The following is a 14537-nucleotide window of genomic DNA, read 5'->3' on the forward strand; positions in this document are numbered from 1 at the left end:
TATTTTTTAATCGATCACCATTTCAGGCACATCGTCATCGGCAAAGAGTTTGCCTAATGTTGCATTTCTGATAAAGTCTACACTTACACCAGGTGCTCTCTCAATCAATTTAAAACCTCCTTCTGGCAACACATCCAATACTGCCAACTCGGTCACGATCTTTTTGATACAGTTTACACCTGTTAATGGCAACGTACAAGAAGGCAACAATTTACTTTCGCCAGCCTTGTTTACATGTTGCATAGCTACAATGATGTTTTTGGCTGAAGCTACCAAATCCATGGCTCCTCCCATTCCTTTAACCATTTTACCTGGGATTTTCCAGTTGGCGATGTCACCGTTTTCAGAAACTTCCATCGCCCCTAAAATGGTCAGGTCTATTTTTTGCGCCCTGATCATTCCAAAACTCATTGCCGAGTCGAATATAGAAGAACCGGGTAAAGTAGTAATGGTCTGTTTGCCTGCATTGATCAGATAAGGATCTTCCTCCCCTTCAAAAGGGAAAGGCCCCATACCCAATAAACCATTTTCTGATTGTAAAACTACATTTATCCCTTCGGGAATGTAATTGGCTACCAATGTTGGAATACCTATTCCAAGATTTACGTAGTAACCATCTTTTATTTCTTTTGAGAATCCGTTTGGCGATCCTTCTTTTGATAATGCCATGTTATTTATTTTTTCCAATAATGCCCAAATGTGTATGGTTAAAGGCATTAAAATATTTTAGACCATAACCTAGTGCCCTATCCATGCTGGAATGTGCAAATAGGATGATACCAGTAAGTTGAAGTGTTGATGAGGATAAATAAAATCCCAAAATGAAAATTACAATAGCAAGGGCCTTGTGATGTACGATATTGTATAAGATAGCTCCAAGCTTAGGATTGATGAAGTAACCCACCATACTTAGATGAGGGGCGAGCAATAGCGCAGGAAAGACCCACCATGAAAATGGCAGGTAACAAAAACCAAAAAGTGCCAGTAAAAACATGGCAACTTCTTCTATTGCAATTGTTGTTTTCATTAGGCTTTGCTTCTTACCGTTCTTTGTTCAATTCTTTTCTCGTAAGCTTTTCCCTGAAATATGCGATGCACATACACCCCTGGGGTATGGATCTGATTCTGGGTCTAATGCTCCAGCTTCTACCAATTCTTCTACCTCGGCTATCGTAGTTTTACCTGCCATTGCCATTACCGGATTAAAATTTCTACTGGTAGAACGGAAGATCAAGTTGCCCGCTGTATCGCCTTTCCAAGCTTTTACCAAAGCAAAATCCGCATCAAAGGCATATTCCATCAAGTAGTCTTTTCCGTTAAAATTGCGGACTTCTTTTCCTTCTGCTACTTCGGTACCTACGCCTGCTGGTGTAAAAATAGCTGGCATACCGTAACCAGCGGCCAAACAACGGGTAGCCAAAGTTCCTTGAGGATCAGTTCTACTTCCAATTCGCCACTTAATAACTGACGCTCAAACTCCGCATTTTCTCCTACGTAAGAAGATGATCTTTTTTACCTGACGTGTTTGTAGCATCAGGCCAATTCCAAAATCGTCTACCCCTGCATTGTTCGCAATACAAGTTAAATCCTTTACCCCCTTTTTAACCAGGGCTGCAATACAATTTTCTGGAATACCACATAAGCCAAAACCACCCAGCATCAAGGTCTGTCCATCGTTGATATCTTTAATAGCCTCGTCTGCACCGGCTACAACTTTATTGATCATATACTCTGTTTTAGGGCTAAATTATAAAGTTATTGCACCGCTTCCAAATCGATTTTTGAACAATGATAATGTAGATCTTACACTAAGCCAGCGCAGAAATAGCCTTTAAAAATGTTTAAAGACTACTTTTATAGGAATTTGTTAAAATAAAAACTCAAAAGCTTATTTTGTGATTTCAATGATTTTATCGTTACTACCATTGCTGGTACAGATATAGATCTTTCCTTCTGGCGATTGACAAACAGCTCTCAACCTGCCAAAACCATTCACATAGAAATCTTTTGTACCCATAATCTTCGATTGTGTATCATCTAATTTTAACTGCATTAGTTTTGACCCCTTTAAAACAGCCAGTAACAATGAGTTTTTAAACTGTGGAATATAATTTGAATTGTAATAAGTTAGACCACTTGGCGCAATGGTAGGTGTCCAATTGATCAGGGGTTCTACGATATTATTTTGGGTACAAAAAGCTTGTTCGTTGGTTTCATTGCAAAAGCCTTTTACATTTGGCCAGCCATAATTTCTTCCTTTTTGAATGATGTTGATCTCATCATCAGAATCCGGGCCGTGCTCTGAAGAAAATAGTTTATTACCTACCAGTACCAAACCTTGTGGATTGCGATGTCCTGAGGTCCAAACAGGGCTATTGGGAATTGGATTATCAGCAGGGATTGTACCATCTAGGTTAATCCTTAATATTTTACCAGAAATAGAGCTGTTGTTTTGCGGAGTTAAGGTATCAGATGCATCACCAGTGCTAATAAACAATTTGTCACCATTGATCAACAACCGCGAACCATTATGGATAGAAGCTGCTGGAATTTGATCCAAGAGTACTTGAGGATTGCCCAAAGTACCTGATGCATAGGTAAAACGTACAACCTTTGCTTTATAAGTTGTGCCATAATCGTAAACAACATATACATAAGGGTTGACTGCAAAATCTGGATGCAGTACCATTCCCAATAAACCACCTTCTCCATTTACACGAACTTCGCTAATGGTCAATAATGGACTTACTGTACCCGTTTGTGGGTTTAAGCGACTAATTTTTCCGCTTTTTTCAGTAAACCAAATAAAGTTATCTGGACCATAAACTATTTCCCAAGGATTACTTAGGTTAGCCACAAGCACATTTGTTTTGAGCTCAACATCTGGCAAGTTTGCAGTTTCTTCATTTTCGGAACTACTCTTTTTACAGCTGAAGCATGAAACTGCGATTAAAAGGAAAAATAAGATTGTTTTCATCACCCTAACGTTTCAATAAAAACAACGTTAGGGTATTTTAGTTTTAAACTTTAGTTCAGATAAACATAGGTGATGCCATCTCCTCCTCTATCTGCATGCTCATCTTCAACCTTGGTTACTTCCTTAAATTTTTTCAGGTAATCTCTGATCAGTTTCCTTAAAATGCCATCACCTTTGCCATGGATCAGTTTAACCGAAGGAAAACCCAACATAATCGCTTTGTCTAGGTAATTTTCTACCTCTTGTAAGGCGTTCTCTCCACGCATGCCACGTAGATCCAATTCTGGTTTAAAATTGGTAATGGCTTCAGAGATCCTGCCAGAAAAAGAGTTGCTTTGCACCACCTTTTTAGCTTGTCGGTTACTGATCTTCTGCACCCTATTTTTCTTTACCACCGAACGCAGATCGCCCAAGGCCAATACCAAGTTGTCTCTATTGATCTCTAATACCTGACCACTTGTTTCTGAATTTACCAATTGCACCCAATCGCCAACTTCTATCGTCGAATTGTCTATCTTCACCACAGGCTTGCGCTCTTCTTTCACTTCGTTCTTAGCCAAGCTTTTTTGCAAATTCTGCCTCAATTCTTTGGTTACCACCTTATCTGCCTGTTTTTCTTTGATCTGGGCAATTGTATTTTCAACCAACTTATTGGCATCACGTACAATATTCTGTGCCTCTAGTTTAGCTTCCTTGATCAGTACTTTTTTGTTTTCTTCTAAAAACAGTTTCAGTTTTTCATTCTCGGCAACCAGGTTTTTAACCTTGTTCTGTTGGTTGGCCAGATTGATCTTGGTTTCGTGGATTCTGTCTTTTTTCTTTCTCCAGATCAACCAATAAACTGTCTATGCTATTCTGATTGGTACCTGTTTTTTCTTTGGCCAACTGCAGTACTTCTTTTTGCAGACCTATATTTTGGGCAATCTCAAAGGCGTAAGAACTTCCGGGTTTGCCGATATCCAAAATATACAAAGGTTTCATCTTGGCATTGTCAAATAACATGGATGCATTTTCAAGACCATCTGTATTTCCAGCAAATAATTTTAGGTTGGAATAGTGGGTGGTAATTACTCCACGAACTTTTTTATTGTTCAATACTTCCAATACCGCTTCGGCCATTGGCCCACCAAACTGCGGATCGGTTCCTGTACCAAACTCATCTATCAAAACCAATGTTTTTGGTGAGGCATGTTCCACAAAATAACGCATCTTGGTCAAATGGGCACTGTAGGTACTCAAATCGGATTCTATCGATTGATCATCGCCAATATCTGCAAAGATCTGGTCGAAAATACCCATCTCACTGCTTTCATCAACCGGCACCAGCAAACCTGTTTGCAACATCATCTGCAACAGGCCAACTGTTTTCATACAAACAGATTTTCCTCCAGCATTTGGGCCTGAAACCAAAACTATCCTCAAATTTTCATTGATATGGATATTTAAAGGCACTACTGTTTTCTTTTCTAAGGCGAAAGAAAGCAACAACAATGGATGGCGTGCATTGGTTAACCTTGTTTTAGGTTCTTTTAACAGCACGGGCATATTCGCTTGGATATCAATCGCAAATAATGCTTTTGCCCTTACAAAATCCAATTTGGTCAGAAACCCATGATAGGATAACAATAAAGGAGTATAAGGTCTCAATTCGCTGGTCAAGGCAATCAAGATCTTAATGATCTCCCTGCGTTTATCAAATTCAAGGTCCCGAAGTTTATTGTTCAGGGTAAAAACTTCTTCCGGTTCTAGGTAAACGGTTTGTCCGCTGGCAGATTCATCATGGATAAAGCCTTTCAGTTTTCTTTTGTTCTCTGCCAATATCGGGATACACATCCTTCCATCGCGAATGGTTAAGCTCCCATCGGCCACCCAATTTTTACCAACGGCCATTTTATAGATGGAGTCCATTCTTTTGCGAACTTCCTGTTCGCCTTTGGCAATGGCGGCTGTAATTTCTTGTAGTTCTGGCGAAGCATTGGGTTTCAGTTTCCCTTTGGCATCTAAAACCCCTTCTATTTTTTTAAGGATGTTTCTTTCTATGGGCAAATGTTCAAACAATGCCTCAAGGTTCGGATAGATCTCTTTTCTTTCGTCAAAAAATCTGATCACCGAAAATACAGTCTGCAGGGAAGCATAGATCTGGAAGATTTCTTCCTCCATCAGATAGGTTCCTTCCACCCTGATCTTATCTGCTAATACTTTGATGTCGAAAAAAGTACTGATCTGTAGTGGCTCCTGATTTTCTAAAATACTTTTAAACTCGTGGGTCTGGCGCAGAAATTTATTGATCTGGTCATATTTGGTCATCACCTGCATCTTATTGACCAATGCTTGGCCCATTGTACTTAAACAATGTTGATGTACCATTTGCCTCACCTCATTAAAACCCAACCGCTCTTGGCAATTTTCTGGATATAACATATACTATTTGTGTATTAATTCGTTAAAGCCATCCTAAATGGATTGGAATCCATAGGTGGCTCTGTTCGTTTAGGCTGCAAGTATTCGGCGCTTAAAAACCTCAAGACCATACTTGGATTGTCGCGGGCTAATTTTGTTGCTTGTTCTCTTGCAGAATCTGATTCTGCCTCTTTGTCATTTTTTGCTCTCACCTTTACAAAGTTTTTTTCTACTTCTGTGTAGATCTTTTCCATAACGTCTGGATGGTTATAATAATAATCCATACTCTTGGCATACAATGCAGAATCGATACTGAATTTTTTATAGATACCTTTATAAAAAGATGAGGCAACTATTTTTGCCGAATCTCTGTTCGAAATTGTTGTAATGTAGCCATCAACTACGTGTATATCAAACAATACCTTACTCATCTGATCCTGGCTGTATCATTCTTTCGGAATACCTGGTCTGCAACCATATAGCACTATACAAGATATCATGATGGCAAAAAATCTTTTCATTATTTATAAAACCTTTCTTATTTCTTAGTCAAATTGAGCTAAGGTTGTTAATTTTACCAAAAATACTGATAAATGAGCATTGCAGATAACTTATTGAAATATAAAAATGAATTAGATACGGCTGGGGTTAAATTGGTGGCCGTTTCCAAAAACCATCCGGCAGAGGCCGTACTAGAAGCTTATGAGGCTGGACAAAGGGTTTTCGGTGAAAATCTGGTGCAGGAAATGGTTGAAAAACAAGCACAACTTCCACAAGACATCGAATGGCATTTAATAGGACACCTGCAAAGCAATAAAGTAAAATATATTGCTCCTTTTATCAAACTGATCGAATCTGTAGATAGCTTAAAACTTTTAAAAGAAATTGATAAACAAGCGACCAAGAACAATAGGATCATCCACTGTTTGTTACAGATCTATATTGCCGATGAAGAAACCAAGTTTGGCTTAGGTTTTGACGAGGCCATAGAACTTCTACGTTCAGAAGAGTTCGAAGCATTGAAAAATGTAAGGATCGTAGGTTTGATGGGCATTGCCACCAATACGGCACTTGAGGGACAAACAAAAGCAGAATTTCAAGAGCTGAAAGTACTTTTTGATGGCATTAAACTTAGTTTCTTTAGAAAAGAAGATAGCTTTAAAGAAATTTCTATGGGCATGTCTTCGGATTACCAGATTGCCATTGAACAAGGAAGTACCATGGTTAGGATTGGAAGTAATATATTTGGCAAAAGGGTAATTAAACACTGGAAAGCATAAAATGGACATTAATTTAAGAGTTGCAGTTGAAAAAGATTGCGTGCGTTTATTAGAGCTGATCAATGAGTTGGCCTTATACGAAAAAGCACCCGAAGAAGTTACTGTTACTTTGGCCGAATTTGTGGATGCAGGTTTTGGAGAAAAACCCGTATGGAAAGCTTTTGTGGCCGAAGAAAATGAGGTAATCATCGGTTTTGCCTTATTTTATACCAGATACTCAACCTGGAAAGGTTGTCGTTTATACCTTGAAGATTTTATTGTAACCGAAGCCTACAGAGGCAAAGGCGTGGGCAAGATCTTATTTGAAAAAGTAATTGAAGAAGCCAGAGACAATAATTATAATGGAATGACCTGGCAAGTATTAGATTGGAATGAACCTGCCATCAATTTCTATAACAAATACAACGCTTACATAGAAAGTGGCTGGTTAAATGCTACATTTTCTAAAGCACAAACAAAAAACTTATGATAAAGAAACTGACCTTGTTTATTGTTGCCGCCAGCATGTTGATTGCTTGTCGCAATGAAAAAAAAGACACCAATGCTTCAACCGACACGAAAGTTGATACGTTGACCTATACCTACGATTCTGTAAAGGTTTACAGTAAAAACATCATCAAGGACAATAAAAACAGTGATACGGCAAAAGCCAGCATCAAATATCCAATCTTTAAAAACCAATCGCTGAACACTTACGTGAACAGACAGGTGCTTGATTATTTTTCAAAAGAAGACCCATCGGTTAGTTCTTACCAAGAAATTGTAAATAGCTTTATTAAAGGTTACGATAGTTTTTATACCGAAAATAAGGATACCCACCAATGGTGGTTTTTACAGATCGACATTAAGGTGTTGAGACAGACCCCAGATTACATTGCCATGCAATACATGCACTCTGATTATGCGGGTGGTGCACATGGCATTACCACTATTTCTTATCTCAATTACAATCCAAAAACAAATCAAGCCATCACCTTAGACTCATTGATTGATGTCAATCAAAAACCTAAGTTATTGAGCATTGCAGAAGGCATTTTCAGGAAGAATGAAAAATTAACTGCAACAGAACCATTGGCAGACAAATACTTTTTCGACAAAGGCATATTTGCCTTGGCACAGAGTTTTTATGTAAGCGATAAAGGGCTTGTGTTTCTTTACAATCCTTACGAAATTAAGGCCTATGCCTTCGGCACAACCGAATTGGTTATTCCTTTTTCGGCTTTAAAAGAGATCGCTAAACCAAATACCATTTTAACATCATCAAATTAATGCAAGTATTTAAGTTCGGAGGTGCATCGGTTAAGGATGCAGAAGGTGTTAAAAATTTAGCGAAGATTGTTCAAAAATACCCTGCCAACAATTTATTGATCGTGATTTCTGCCATGGGGAAAATGACCAATAAATTAGAGGAATTAACATGGGCACACGTCAATGGAGATGCCAAGGCACATCAGTTGTTTGAAGAGGTAAAAGCTTACCATTTCGAGATCATCACCGCTTTGTTCGAAGACCATAAAAATCCCATTTATGATGATGTAGCTAATACATTTGTAGAAATTGAATGGCTTTTGGAAGAAGAAGCCAGCGATAGTGCAGATTACCTATATGATCAGATCGTATCGATTGGCGAATTGGTCTCTACAAAAATTGTAGCGGCTTATCTAAATCTGGTTGGCAGTTTTACCATCTGGGCCGATGCCAGAAGCTACATCAAAACTGATAACAATTACCGTGAAGCCAACGTAATTTGGGACAAAACAGAACAAGAGATCCAAAAACATCTTCCTACTTATCTAGACAAAGGAATTGTGGTTACCCAAGGCTTTATTGGTGGCACTAGCGAAAACTTTACCAGCACATTGGGCAGAGAAGGTTCCGATTATTCTGCGGCCATTTTCTGCGCTTGTTTAAATGCTGCTTCAATGACCATCTGGAAAGATGTACCAGGTGTACTCAATGCCGACCCTAAATGGTTTGACGAAACCGAGAAAATTGCTGAACTGTCTTATCACGATGCCATTGAGCTGACCTATTATGGAGCAACGGTAATCCATCCTAAGACAATCAAACCTATTCAAAATAAAAACATTCCACTTTATGTGCGTTCTTTTCTTCAACCCGATATAGAAGGAACTGCCATTACCGGAATTGCAACACCCCTACCCGTACCTTCCTTTATCTTTAAGGTAGAATCAGGTATTGATTTCGATCTTTCCTAAAGATTTCTCTTTTATCATTGAAGAAAACTTGAGCCATATCTTCAACATCCTTCACAAAAACAAAGTAAAGGTAAATACCATGTTGAACTCTGCCATCAGCTTCTCGGTAAGTGTAGACAACGATGAAACGAAAGATCAAACAGTTGATAGAAGACCTCTCTGAAACCTTTAAAGTGAAATACAATAAGGGATTGGAATTGGTTACTATCCGTTATTACAACCAACAAACCATTGACCGCGTGATTGTAAACAAAGATGTATTGCTGGAAGTAAAAAGTAGACATACTTGCCAAATTGTAATGAAAGATAAGACCCAGACAGTCAACTAAGTGAATTTGGATGAATGAAGAACTTTTAGCTAGACCGATACAAGAATATATCAACACAAACTTGAATGTTGATGTAAACAAAATCGCTTTGGCTAAATCAATCTTCGAAGGTATAAGTGCGGCTGAACTGGCAGGGCAGATTGCCGCCAAGAAAAAATCCATCCATAAACTACCAACTTGGTTCAATCAAGAAGGATCTATTACCCTGCACTTTTATCGATAGAGCAATGTTCTTCTGAACCTACAGCAGCTTATAAGGCAGGTTTAGCCATTGGCAATACATTGATAGACCTGACCGCAGGTTTTGGCGTCGACAGTTATTTTTTCTCTAAAAAGGTCGACGAAGTATACAGTTGTGAAATCAATTCTGAATTATCTTCAATTTCGGCACATAATGTACGTGTATTCAATACCAACAATATACATTGCCTAGCAGAAGATGGCATCGCCTTCCTTAAAAGCACTAGTTTAAAGTTTGACACCATCTACATAGACCCCGCTAGGAGGAGCAATAGCAATAAGGTTTTCAGGTTAAAAGATTGCACACCGGATGTTACCGAACATTTGGATCTATTTTTAGCCAAGGCACAGCGGATCATCATCAAAACTGCACCACTTTTAGATATCAGTGCGGGTTTAAGTGAACTCAAAAATGTAAGCGAAATCCATATTGTAAGTGTGAAGAATGAGTGCAAAGAACTGCTTTGGGTAATTGATAAAGATTACGATGGCGAAACCCAAATCATTTGTGCTACCATTAATGAGGATATCAAGACCTTTTCCTTCCCGATCAGCGAACTCAAAACAAAGATCAAGCTCAGCACAAACGAACCTACAGGATATTTATATGAGCCTGATGTTGCGCTTTTAAAAAGTGGTGCTTTTAACCTCATCGCTGCACGCTTTGGATTAGAAAAACTACACCAACAAAGTCAACTATATTGCTCAACTGAGATTAAACCAGATTTTTTGGGCAGGATTCTTTAAAATCGAATCTTTGATCAGCTTAAACGAACTAAAAAAGGAAAAGGACCTAAAAGGAAATGTAATTGTTCGAAATTTTCCAGAAAAAGCTGAAAACTTGGTCAAAAAATACAAAATCGGCCCAAGTAAAGACCATTTTATCCTCTTTACTCAAACCATTAACGGCTATTTGGCAATCAAAGCCAAGATCATCCAATATTATTGATTTTCATTTCTTTGGCTTTTCTTTTTTAACATTCTTTAACATCTTTTAACAGCATAGCAGTAAGCGATGAGGTATTTTTGAGTAGACCCTAAAACTCATCTCATGAAGAAATTCAACCGCATCAACACCATTTCTGGTTTTGTAATCTTTTTCTTTGCCACCATTGTGTATTGGTTGTGCATGGAACCCACACTCAGTTTCTGGGATTGTGGAGAATTTATAGCTGCTGCTTTCAAGCTAGAAGTTGGTCACCAACCTGGTGCGCCATTGTTCTTGATGATCGGTAAATTATTTTCGCTCCTGGCGGGAAACAATACCGCTAAGATTGCCTATTGGGTAAATTTTGTTTCTGTAATTTCTAGTGCGGCTACGGTGCTATTCTTATTTTGGAGCATCAATGCCATTGCGCTTAAAATTGTAAAAAGAACTACAGAAAACCTATCTGCCTTAAATAGCTGGAGCATCATTGCCGCTGGTACTGTTGGTGCGCTTGCTTACACCTTCTCCGATACCTTTTGGTTTTCGGCGGTTGAGGCCGAAGTTTATGCCATTTCTACTTTATGTACCGCCATTGTATTCTGGGCCATTCTAAAATGGGAGGAACAGATGAACGATAGGTGGCTATTGTTTATCGCTTTGGTCATCGGACTTTCCATTGGCATGCACCTTTTAAGCTTATTGGTCATTCCGGCCATTAGCTTGGTCTACTATTTCAGAAAAACGAATCAGCCCACATTTTGGGGTACAACAAAAGCCTTTTTAATAGGTTGTTTCTTATTAGGTATCGTACAATTTGGGGTAATCCAATATGTCGTTTTATTTGCCGCAAAAACAGACCTGTTGTTTGTCAACTCATTCGGAATGGACTTTGGCACTGGCGCCCTCCTATTCCTTTTGGTGCTATTTGCAGGCTTTGGCTATGCTATCTATTATAGCATCAAAAAGAAATTATATCGTCTAAACTTGGGTCTATTGTGTTTCGCTTTGGTACTATTTGGCTTTAGTTCTTATTTTATGATCATTATCCGATCTAATGCCAAACCCAACATCAATCTTTCTAGTCCAGATACCCCAATGTCTTTATACGGTTACTTAAGTAGGGAGCAATATGAGGAAAAACCATTGTTATATGGTCAGTTTTTCGATTCGAAAGTAGTAGATAGCAAAGAAACGGGTTTAACTTATCGCAAAGAGGGCAATAAATATGAAATCAATGGAAAGACCTATAAAGCGATATATGATAACAATACATTTTTCCCTAGAACCTATAGCGACAAACAACCACATATAGATTTTTATAAAAGCTGGATGGGATTAGGTGACGAACAAACCCCTACTTTTTGGCAAAACGTTGGATTTTTTAACAGCTACCAAATGGGGTTTATGTATTGGAGGTACTTTTCTTGGAATTTTATAGGCCGACAAAATGACGAACAGGGACAAGGTGCCATCCATCAAGGAAACTGGGTAAGTGGTATCAAACCTATCGATGCCCTGCATTTAGGTAACCAAAGCAAATTACCAGAAAGCATTACCAAAAATGCAGGTAATAATTTATTTTATGGTCTTCCTTTTATCTTAGGTCTTTTAGGTATTGGTTACCTCTTTAGAAAAAACAGAAAAGACGCATTGGTGGTAGCTACACTTTTCTTTTGCACTGGTATAGCGATTATTTTATATATCAACCAAGATCCTTGCAGGTTAGAGAGCGCGATTATGCCTATGTAGGTTCTTTTTATGCCTTTGCCATTGTGATTGGAATTGGGGTATTGGCGGTGAAAGAGTCTTATGGCTCGTATCTCTTCAAATAAAATGAGCCTAGTGGTTGCCTCGGCTACCTGCTTATTGATTGCCCCTGTATTGATGGCTGTACAAGGTTGGGACGACCATAACAGAAGCGGAAAGACGACTGCCTTAGATATGGCCAAAAACTACCTCAATAGCTGTGAGCCTAATGCGATCTTGTTTACAAATGCTGATAATGATACCTACCCATTATGGTATGCCCAAGAAGTTGAAGGATCCGTACCGATGTTAGGGTAGTATGTTTGCAGTTCCTTTCTTCCAGCGCTTATATCGATCAGATGAAAAGACAGCAAAACCTTTCGGCTCCATTACCTATTAGCATGAAACATAGCCAATACAAAGATGGAACCAGAGATTATCTGCCTTATTACGATTATGGGATCAAGGACAGTGTAGAGCTTGGTGATCTGCTTGCTGTACTTACTTCAGATAACCGTGAAGACAAGATACAGATGAATGATGGTAGTTTCGAGAACTTTATGCCTGCCCAAAAACTAAAACTAAGCATCAATGCAGACCAGATCATTGCCACCAAAACAGTTGACATTGTAAATAAAGATAAAATAGCAACGCAACTGGAATGGAACTTTAAGAAAAAACACCTATTTAAAAGTGAGTTGGCCATGCTTGATATCATCGCTACCAATAATTGGAAGAGACCCATCTATTTTTCAGTAGGTGTTTCTGAAGATACTTACATCGGACTAGAAAAATATCTATATCAAGAAGGTTTTGCTTACCGCTTACTTCCACTCAAACCAGAGTCCTAAAGTTGATAAAATAGATAAGACCAATACAGCTTTGGCTTATCAGCATTATCAAGATTTTGAATTGGATGGTTTTAAAACTGCGAAATACCTAGGATCCGGAAAGCAGACGTGTTTTACAGGGTACGTGGAACTATGCCAATACGTTAAGTTCAAACCTGATCCAAAGCAACCAACTTGACAAGGCTAAAGAAGTAATCAATAAAAGTTTAAAAAAATTGCCCCTTACCAACTCATCCATTTCTGATACGCTAGGTAAGATTTCTCTGGCGCAGAACCTTTTTTATCTGAAAGATGAAAGTAGGGCAACCCAGATTGTTAAGAACACCTCTGCCTATCTTGCACAAGAATTTGATTATATTCTGTCCTTAGAGCCTACACAACAACGTGCTTTTATCAACGACATCAGAAGAGGACTTTATGTGCTGCAAAGCTTAGATCAAGTAGCAGATATCAACAATCAGCAGGCTTTAAGTAAAACACTAAAAGAACAACTTAAAGTTTACGAAACACGGTTCACCAATAGCTTAGGTTAGGTTAGGTTGAACTAAAAAGCCCTAGATATAAAATCTAGGGCTTTTTTATTTGAAATTTGATGTATACCGAATTAAGCTTTTCTAACTTTTACTGCTTGTAGGCCTTTTTTACCCTCGGCGGTTTCAAATTCTACTTCATCATTCTCTTTAATCCCTTCAATTCCGCCTTCTACATCTTTAAAGTGAACAAAAATTTCTTTATTGCCATCATAAACAATAAAACCATAACCTTTTTGGGTGTTGAACCATTTAACTTTTCCGGTATTCATAAAACTGTAATTGTATTGATAATTTATTTAACTGTTACTTAATTAAAGTTAATTACAAAAAATTTGAAATGAAATAATTATTTAAAATTACTTATTGGGCTGAGGTGTGGTTCTTAAATAAGGCTTGATTACCGTATGTCCTTTTGGAAAACGCTCAGGGATATCTTCTGTTTTGATGCTATTCATGACGATTACATCTTCGCCATCTTTCCAATCAGCAGGTGTTGCTACACTATATTGTGCTGTTAACTGTAACGAATCAATCACTCTCAAGATCTCAACAAAATTTCTTCCTGTAGAAGCTGGATAGGTCATGATCAACTTGATCTTCTTGTCGGGAGAGATCACGAACAATGAACGAACGGTCATTGTTTCCGATGCATTTGGATGAATCATATCATAGGCATCAGCGATTTTTTTATCCTCATCTGCGATGATTGGAAATTCTACATTGGTCTGTTGTGTTTCGTTGATATCACTGATCCAACCCTGATGTGATTCGGCAGAATCGACACTCAATGCCAAAACCTTCACATTTCTTTTGTCAAACTCAGGTTTTAAAGAGGCTGTACGTCCTAATTCTGTGGTGCAAACAGGGGTATAATCTGCAGGATGCGAAAATAATACGCCCCAACTGTCGCCCAGATAATCGTAAAAATCTATTTCTCCGATAGAAGTTATAGCTTTAAAGTTTGGTGCGGTATCTCCAAGTCTTAAACTCATGGTCAATTGTTTTAAATAATAAAATTTATAGATAGTTTGAAG

General features: G+C 38.3%; 19 protein-coding genes and 2 pseudogenes. 13 read left to right on the forward strand and 8 right to left on the reverse strand.

From position 1 onward, the window contains the following. Positions 1-6: 6 nt before the first annotated feature. From ACFJIZ_RS08140 to ACFJIZ_RS08165, 6 genes and pseudogenes are all read right to left on the reverse strand, one after another. The gene (locus tag ACFJIZ_RS08140) at positions 7-669 is read right to left on the reverse strand and encodes a 3-oxoacid CoA-transferase subunit B (protein WP_379092085.1); all 663 of its coding nucleotides are present in this window, start codon (positions 667-669) and stop codon (positions 7-9) included. Between the two features lies 1 nt (position 670). After that, on the reverse strand, positions 671-1027 hold the full coding sequence (locus tag ACFJIZ_RS08145) for a DUF4260 domain-containing protein (RefSeq protein WP_379092088.1): 357 nt from the start codon (positions 1025-1027) through the stop codon (positions 671-673). Positions 1028-1054: 27 nt separating this feature from the next. After that, positions 1055-1726, reverse strand: a pseudogene (locus ACFJIZ_RS08150) (CoA transferase subunit A). Positions 1727-1888: 162 nt separating this feature from the next. After that, complete coding sequence (locus ACFJIZ_RS08155) at positions 1889-2977, reverse strand: PQQ-dependent sugar dehydrogenase (protein ID WP_379092091.1); 1089 nt, start codon at positions 2975-2977, stop codon at positions 1889-1891. Positions 2978-3027: 50 nt separating this feature from the next. Next, positions 3028-5398, reverse strand: a pseudogene (locus ACFJIZ_RS08160) (endonuclease MutS2). Positions 5399-5412: 14 nt separating this feature from the next. Continuing rightward, positions 5413-5808 (reverse strand): DUF4296 domain-containing protein, encoded by a 396-nt coding sequence (locus tag ACFJIZ_RS08165; RefSeq protein WP_379092094.1) that lies wholly within the window; start codon positions 5806-5808, stop codon positions 5413-5415. Positions 5809-5970: 162 nt separating this feature from the next. Between ACFJIZ_RS08165 and ACFJIZ_RS08170 the strand changes: the two genes are divergently transcribed. The 13 genes from ACFJIZ_RS08170 (at position 5971) to ACFJIZ_RS08230 (ending at position 13503) form a co-directional block, all read left to right on the forward strand. After that, positions 5971-6657: a YggS family pyridoxal phosphate-dependent enzyme gene (locus tag ACFJIZ_RS08170; RefSeq protein WP_379092097.1), complete on the forward strand. Its 687-nt coding sequence runs from the start codon at positions 5971-5973 to the stop codon at positions 6655-6657. Between the two features lies 1 nt (position 6658). After that, positions 6659-7126: a GNAT family N-acetyltransferase gene (locus ACFJIZ_RS08175; protein WP_379092100.1), complete on the forward strand. Its 468-nt coding sequence runs from the start codon at positions 6659-6661 to the stop codon at positions 7124-7126. Then, on the forward strand, positions 7123-7926 hold the full coding sequence (locus ACFJIZ_RS08180; RefSeq protein ID WP_379092103.1) for a DUF3298 domain-containing protein: 804 nt from the start codon (positions 7123-7125) through the stop codon (positions 7924-7926). Before ACFJIZ_RS08175 ends, ACFJIZ_RS08180 begins: the two co-directional genes overlap by 4 nt. Continuing rightward, complete coding sequence (locus ACFJIZ_RS08185) at positions 7926-8876, forward strand: aspartate kinase (RefSeq protein ID WP_379092106.1); 951 nt, start codon at positions 7926-7928, stop codon at positions 8874-8876. Before ACFJIZ_RS08180 ends, ACFJIZ_RS08185 begins: the two co-directional genes overlap by 1 nt. Continuing rightward, positions 8857-9039: a hypothetical protein gene (locus ACFJIZ_RS08190; RefSeq protein WP_379092109.1), complete on the forward strand. Its 183-nt coding sequence runs from the start codon at positions 8857-8859 to the stop codon at positions 9037-9039. The genes ACFJIZ_RS08185 and ACFJIZ_RS08190 overlap by 20 nt, the downstream gene beginning before the upstream one ends. Then, positions 8999-9205, forward strand: coding sequence for a hypothetical protein (locus ACFJIZ_RS08195; protein ID WP_379092112.1), 207 nt, complete (start codon positions 8999-9001; stop codon positions 9203-9205). Before ACFJIZ_RS08190 ends, ACFJIZ_RS08195 begins: the two co-directional genes overlap by 41 nt. A gap of 10 nt (positions 9206-9215) precedes the next feature. Next, the gene (locus tag ACFJIZ_RS08200) at positions 9216-9428 is read left to right on the forward strand and encodes a hypothetical protein (RefSeq protein WP_379092115.1); all 213 of its coding nucleotides are present in this window, start codon (positions 9216-9218) and stop codon (positions 9426-9428) included. Next, positions 9383-10192 (forward strand): hypothetical protein, encoded by an 810-nt coding sequence (locus tag ACFJIZ_RS08205; RefSeq protein ID WP_379092118.1) that lies wholly within the window; start codon positions 9383-9385, stop codon positions 10190-10192. Before ACFJIZ_RS08200 ends, ACFJIZ_RS08205 begins: the two co-directional genes overlap by 46 nt. A 10-nt stretch (positions 10193-10202) precedes the next feature. Then, on the forward strand, positions 10203-10394 hold the full coding sequence (locus ACFJIZ_RS08210) for a hypothetical protein (RefSeq protein WP_379092121.1): 192 nt from the start codon (positions 10203-10205) through the stop codon (positions 10392-10394). A gap of 102 nt (positions 10395-10496) precedes the next feature. After that, positions 10497-12122: a DUF2723 domain-containing protein gene (locus ACFJIZ_RS08215; protein WP_379092124.1), complete on the forward strand. Its 1626-nt coding sequence runs from the start codon at positions 10497-10499 to the stop codon at positions 12120-12122. An 84-nt stretch (positions 12123-12206) separates the two neighbouring features. Beyond that, positions 12207-12437, forward strand: coding sequence for a hypothetical protein (locus tag ACFJIZ_RS08220; protein ID WP_379092127.1), 231 nt, complete (start codon positions 12207-12209; stop codon positions 12435-12437). Positions 12438-12478: 41 nt separating this feature from the next. Then, positions 12479-12970, forward strand: a complete 492-nt coding sequence (locus ACFJIZ_RS08225) for a hypothetical protein (RefSeq protein ID WP_379092130.1) — start codon at positions 12479-12481, stop codon at positions 12968-12970. Positions 12971-13185: 215 nt separating this feature from the next. Further along, a complete protein-coding gene (locus ACFJIZ_RS08230; RefSeq protein WP_379092133.1) occupies positions 13186-13503 on the forward strand; it encodes a hypothetical protein in 318 nt (105 codons plus the stop codon). Positions 13504-13574: 71 nt separating this feature from the next. Here ACFJIZ_RS08230 and ACFJIZ_RS08235 read toward each other — a convergent pair whose 3' ends face one another. Continuing rightward, on the reverse strand, positions 13575-13772 hold the full coding sequence (locus ACFJIZ_RS08235) for a cold-shock protein (protein ID WP_379092136.1): 198 nt from the start codon (positions 13770-13772) through the stop codon (positions 13575-13577). 87 nt (positions 13773-13859) lie between these two features. Beyond that, positions 13860-14495 carry a peroxiredoxin gene (locus ACFJIZ_RS08240; RefSeq protein WP_379092139.1) on the reverse strand — a complete coding sequence of 212 codons (636 nt, stop codon included), beginning with the start codon at positions 14493-14495 and terminating at the stop codon, positions 13860-13862. Positions 14496-14537: the final 42 nt, after the last annotated feature.

The organism is Pedobacter sp. UC225_65 (assembly GCF_042698365.1).
In the GTDB taxonomy this organism is placed as follows: Bacteria; Bacteroidota; Bacteroidia; order Sphingobacteriales; family Sphingobacteriaceae; genus Pedobacter.

Coding starts and splice junctions, on each gene's coding strand:
- ACFJIZ_RS08240 (WP_379092139.1), bottom strand. CDS start 14,495: ATGAGTTTAAGACTTGGAGATACCGCACCAAACTTTAAAGCTATAACT.
- ACFJIZ_RS08155 (WP_379092091.1), bottom strand. CDS start 2,977: ATGAAAACAATCTTATTTTTCCTTTTAATCGCAGTTTCATGCTTCAGC.
- ACFJIZ_RS08195 (WP_379092112.1), top strand. CDS start 8,999: ATGAAACGAAAGATCAAACAGTTGATAGAAGACCTCTCTGAAACCTTT.
- ACFJIZ_RS08165 (WP_379092094.1), bottom strand. CDS start 5,808: ATGAGTAAGGTATTGTTTGATATACACGTAGTTGATGGCTACATTACA.
- ACFJIZ_RS08215 (WP_379092124.1), top strand. CDS start 10,497: ATGAAGAAATTCAACCGCATCAACACCATTTCTGGTTTTGTAATCTTT.
- ACFJIZ_RS08225 (WP_379092130.1), top strand. CDS start 12,479: ATGAAAAGACAGCAAAACCTTTCGGCTCCATTACCTATTAGCATGAAA.
- ACFJIZ_RS08220 (WP_379092127.1), top strand. CDS start 12,207: ATGAGCCTAGTGGTTGCCTCGGCTACCTGCTTATTGATTGCCCCTGTA.
- ACFJIZ_RS08140 (WP_379092085.1), bottom strand. CDS start 669: ATGGCATTATCAAAAGAAGGATCGCCAAACGGATTCTCAAAAGAAATA.
- ACFJIZ_RS08175 (WP_379092100.1), top strand. CDS start 6,659: ATGGACATTAATTTAAGAGTTGCAGTTGAAAAAGATTGCGTGCGTTTA.
- ACFJIZ_RS08185 (WP_379092106.1), top strand. CDS start 7,926: ATGCAAGTATTTAAGTTCGGAGGTGCATCGGTTAAGGATGCAGAAGGT.
- ACFJIZ_RS08170 (WP_379092097.1), top strand. CDS start 5,971: ATGAGCATTGCAGATAACTTATTGAAATATAAAAATGAATTAGATACG.
- ACFJIZ_RS08145 (WP_379092088.1), bottom strand. CDS start 1,027: ATGAAAACAACAATTGCAATAGAAGAAGTTGCCATGTTTTTACTGGCA.
- ACFJIZ_RS08180 (WP_379092103.1), top strand. CDS start 7,123: ATGATAAAGAAACTGACCTTGTTTATTGTTGCCGCCAGCATGTTGATT.
- ACFJIZ_RS08235 (WP_379092136.1), bottom strand. CDS start 13,772: ATGAATACCGGAAAAGTTAAATGGTTCAACACCCAAAAAGGTTATGGT.
- ACFJIZ_RS08200 (WP_379092115.1), top strand. CDS start 9,216: ATGAATGAAGAACTTTTAGCTAGACCGATACAAGAATATATCAACACA.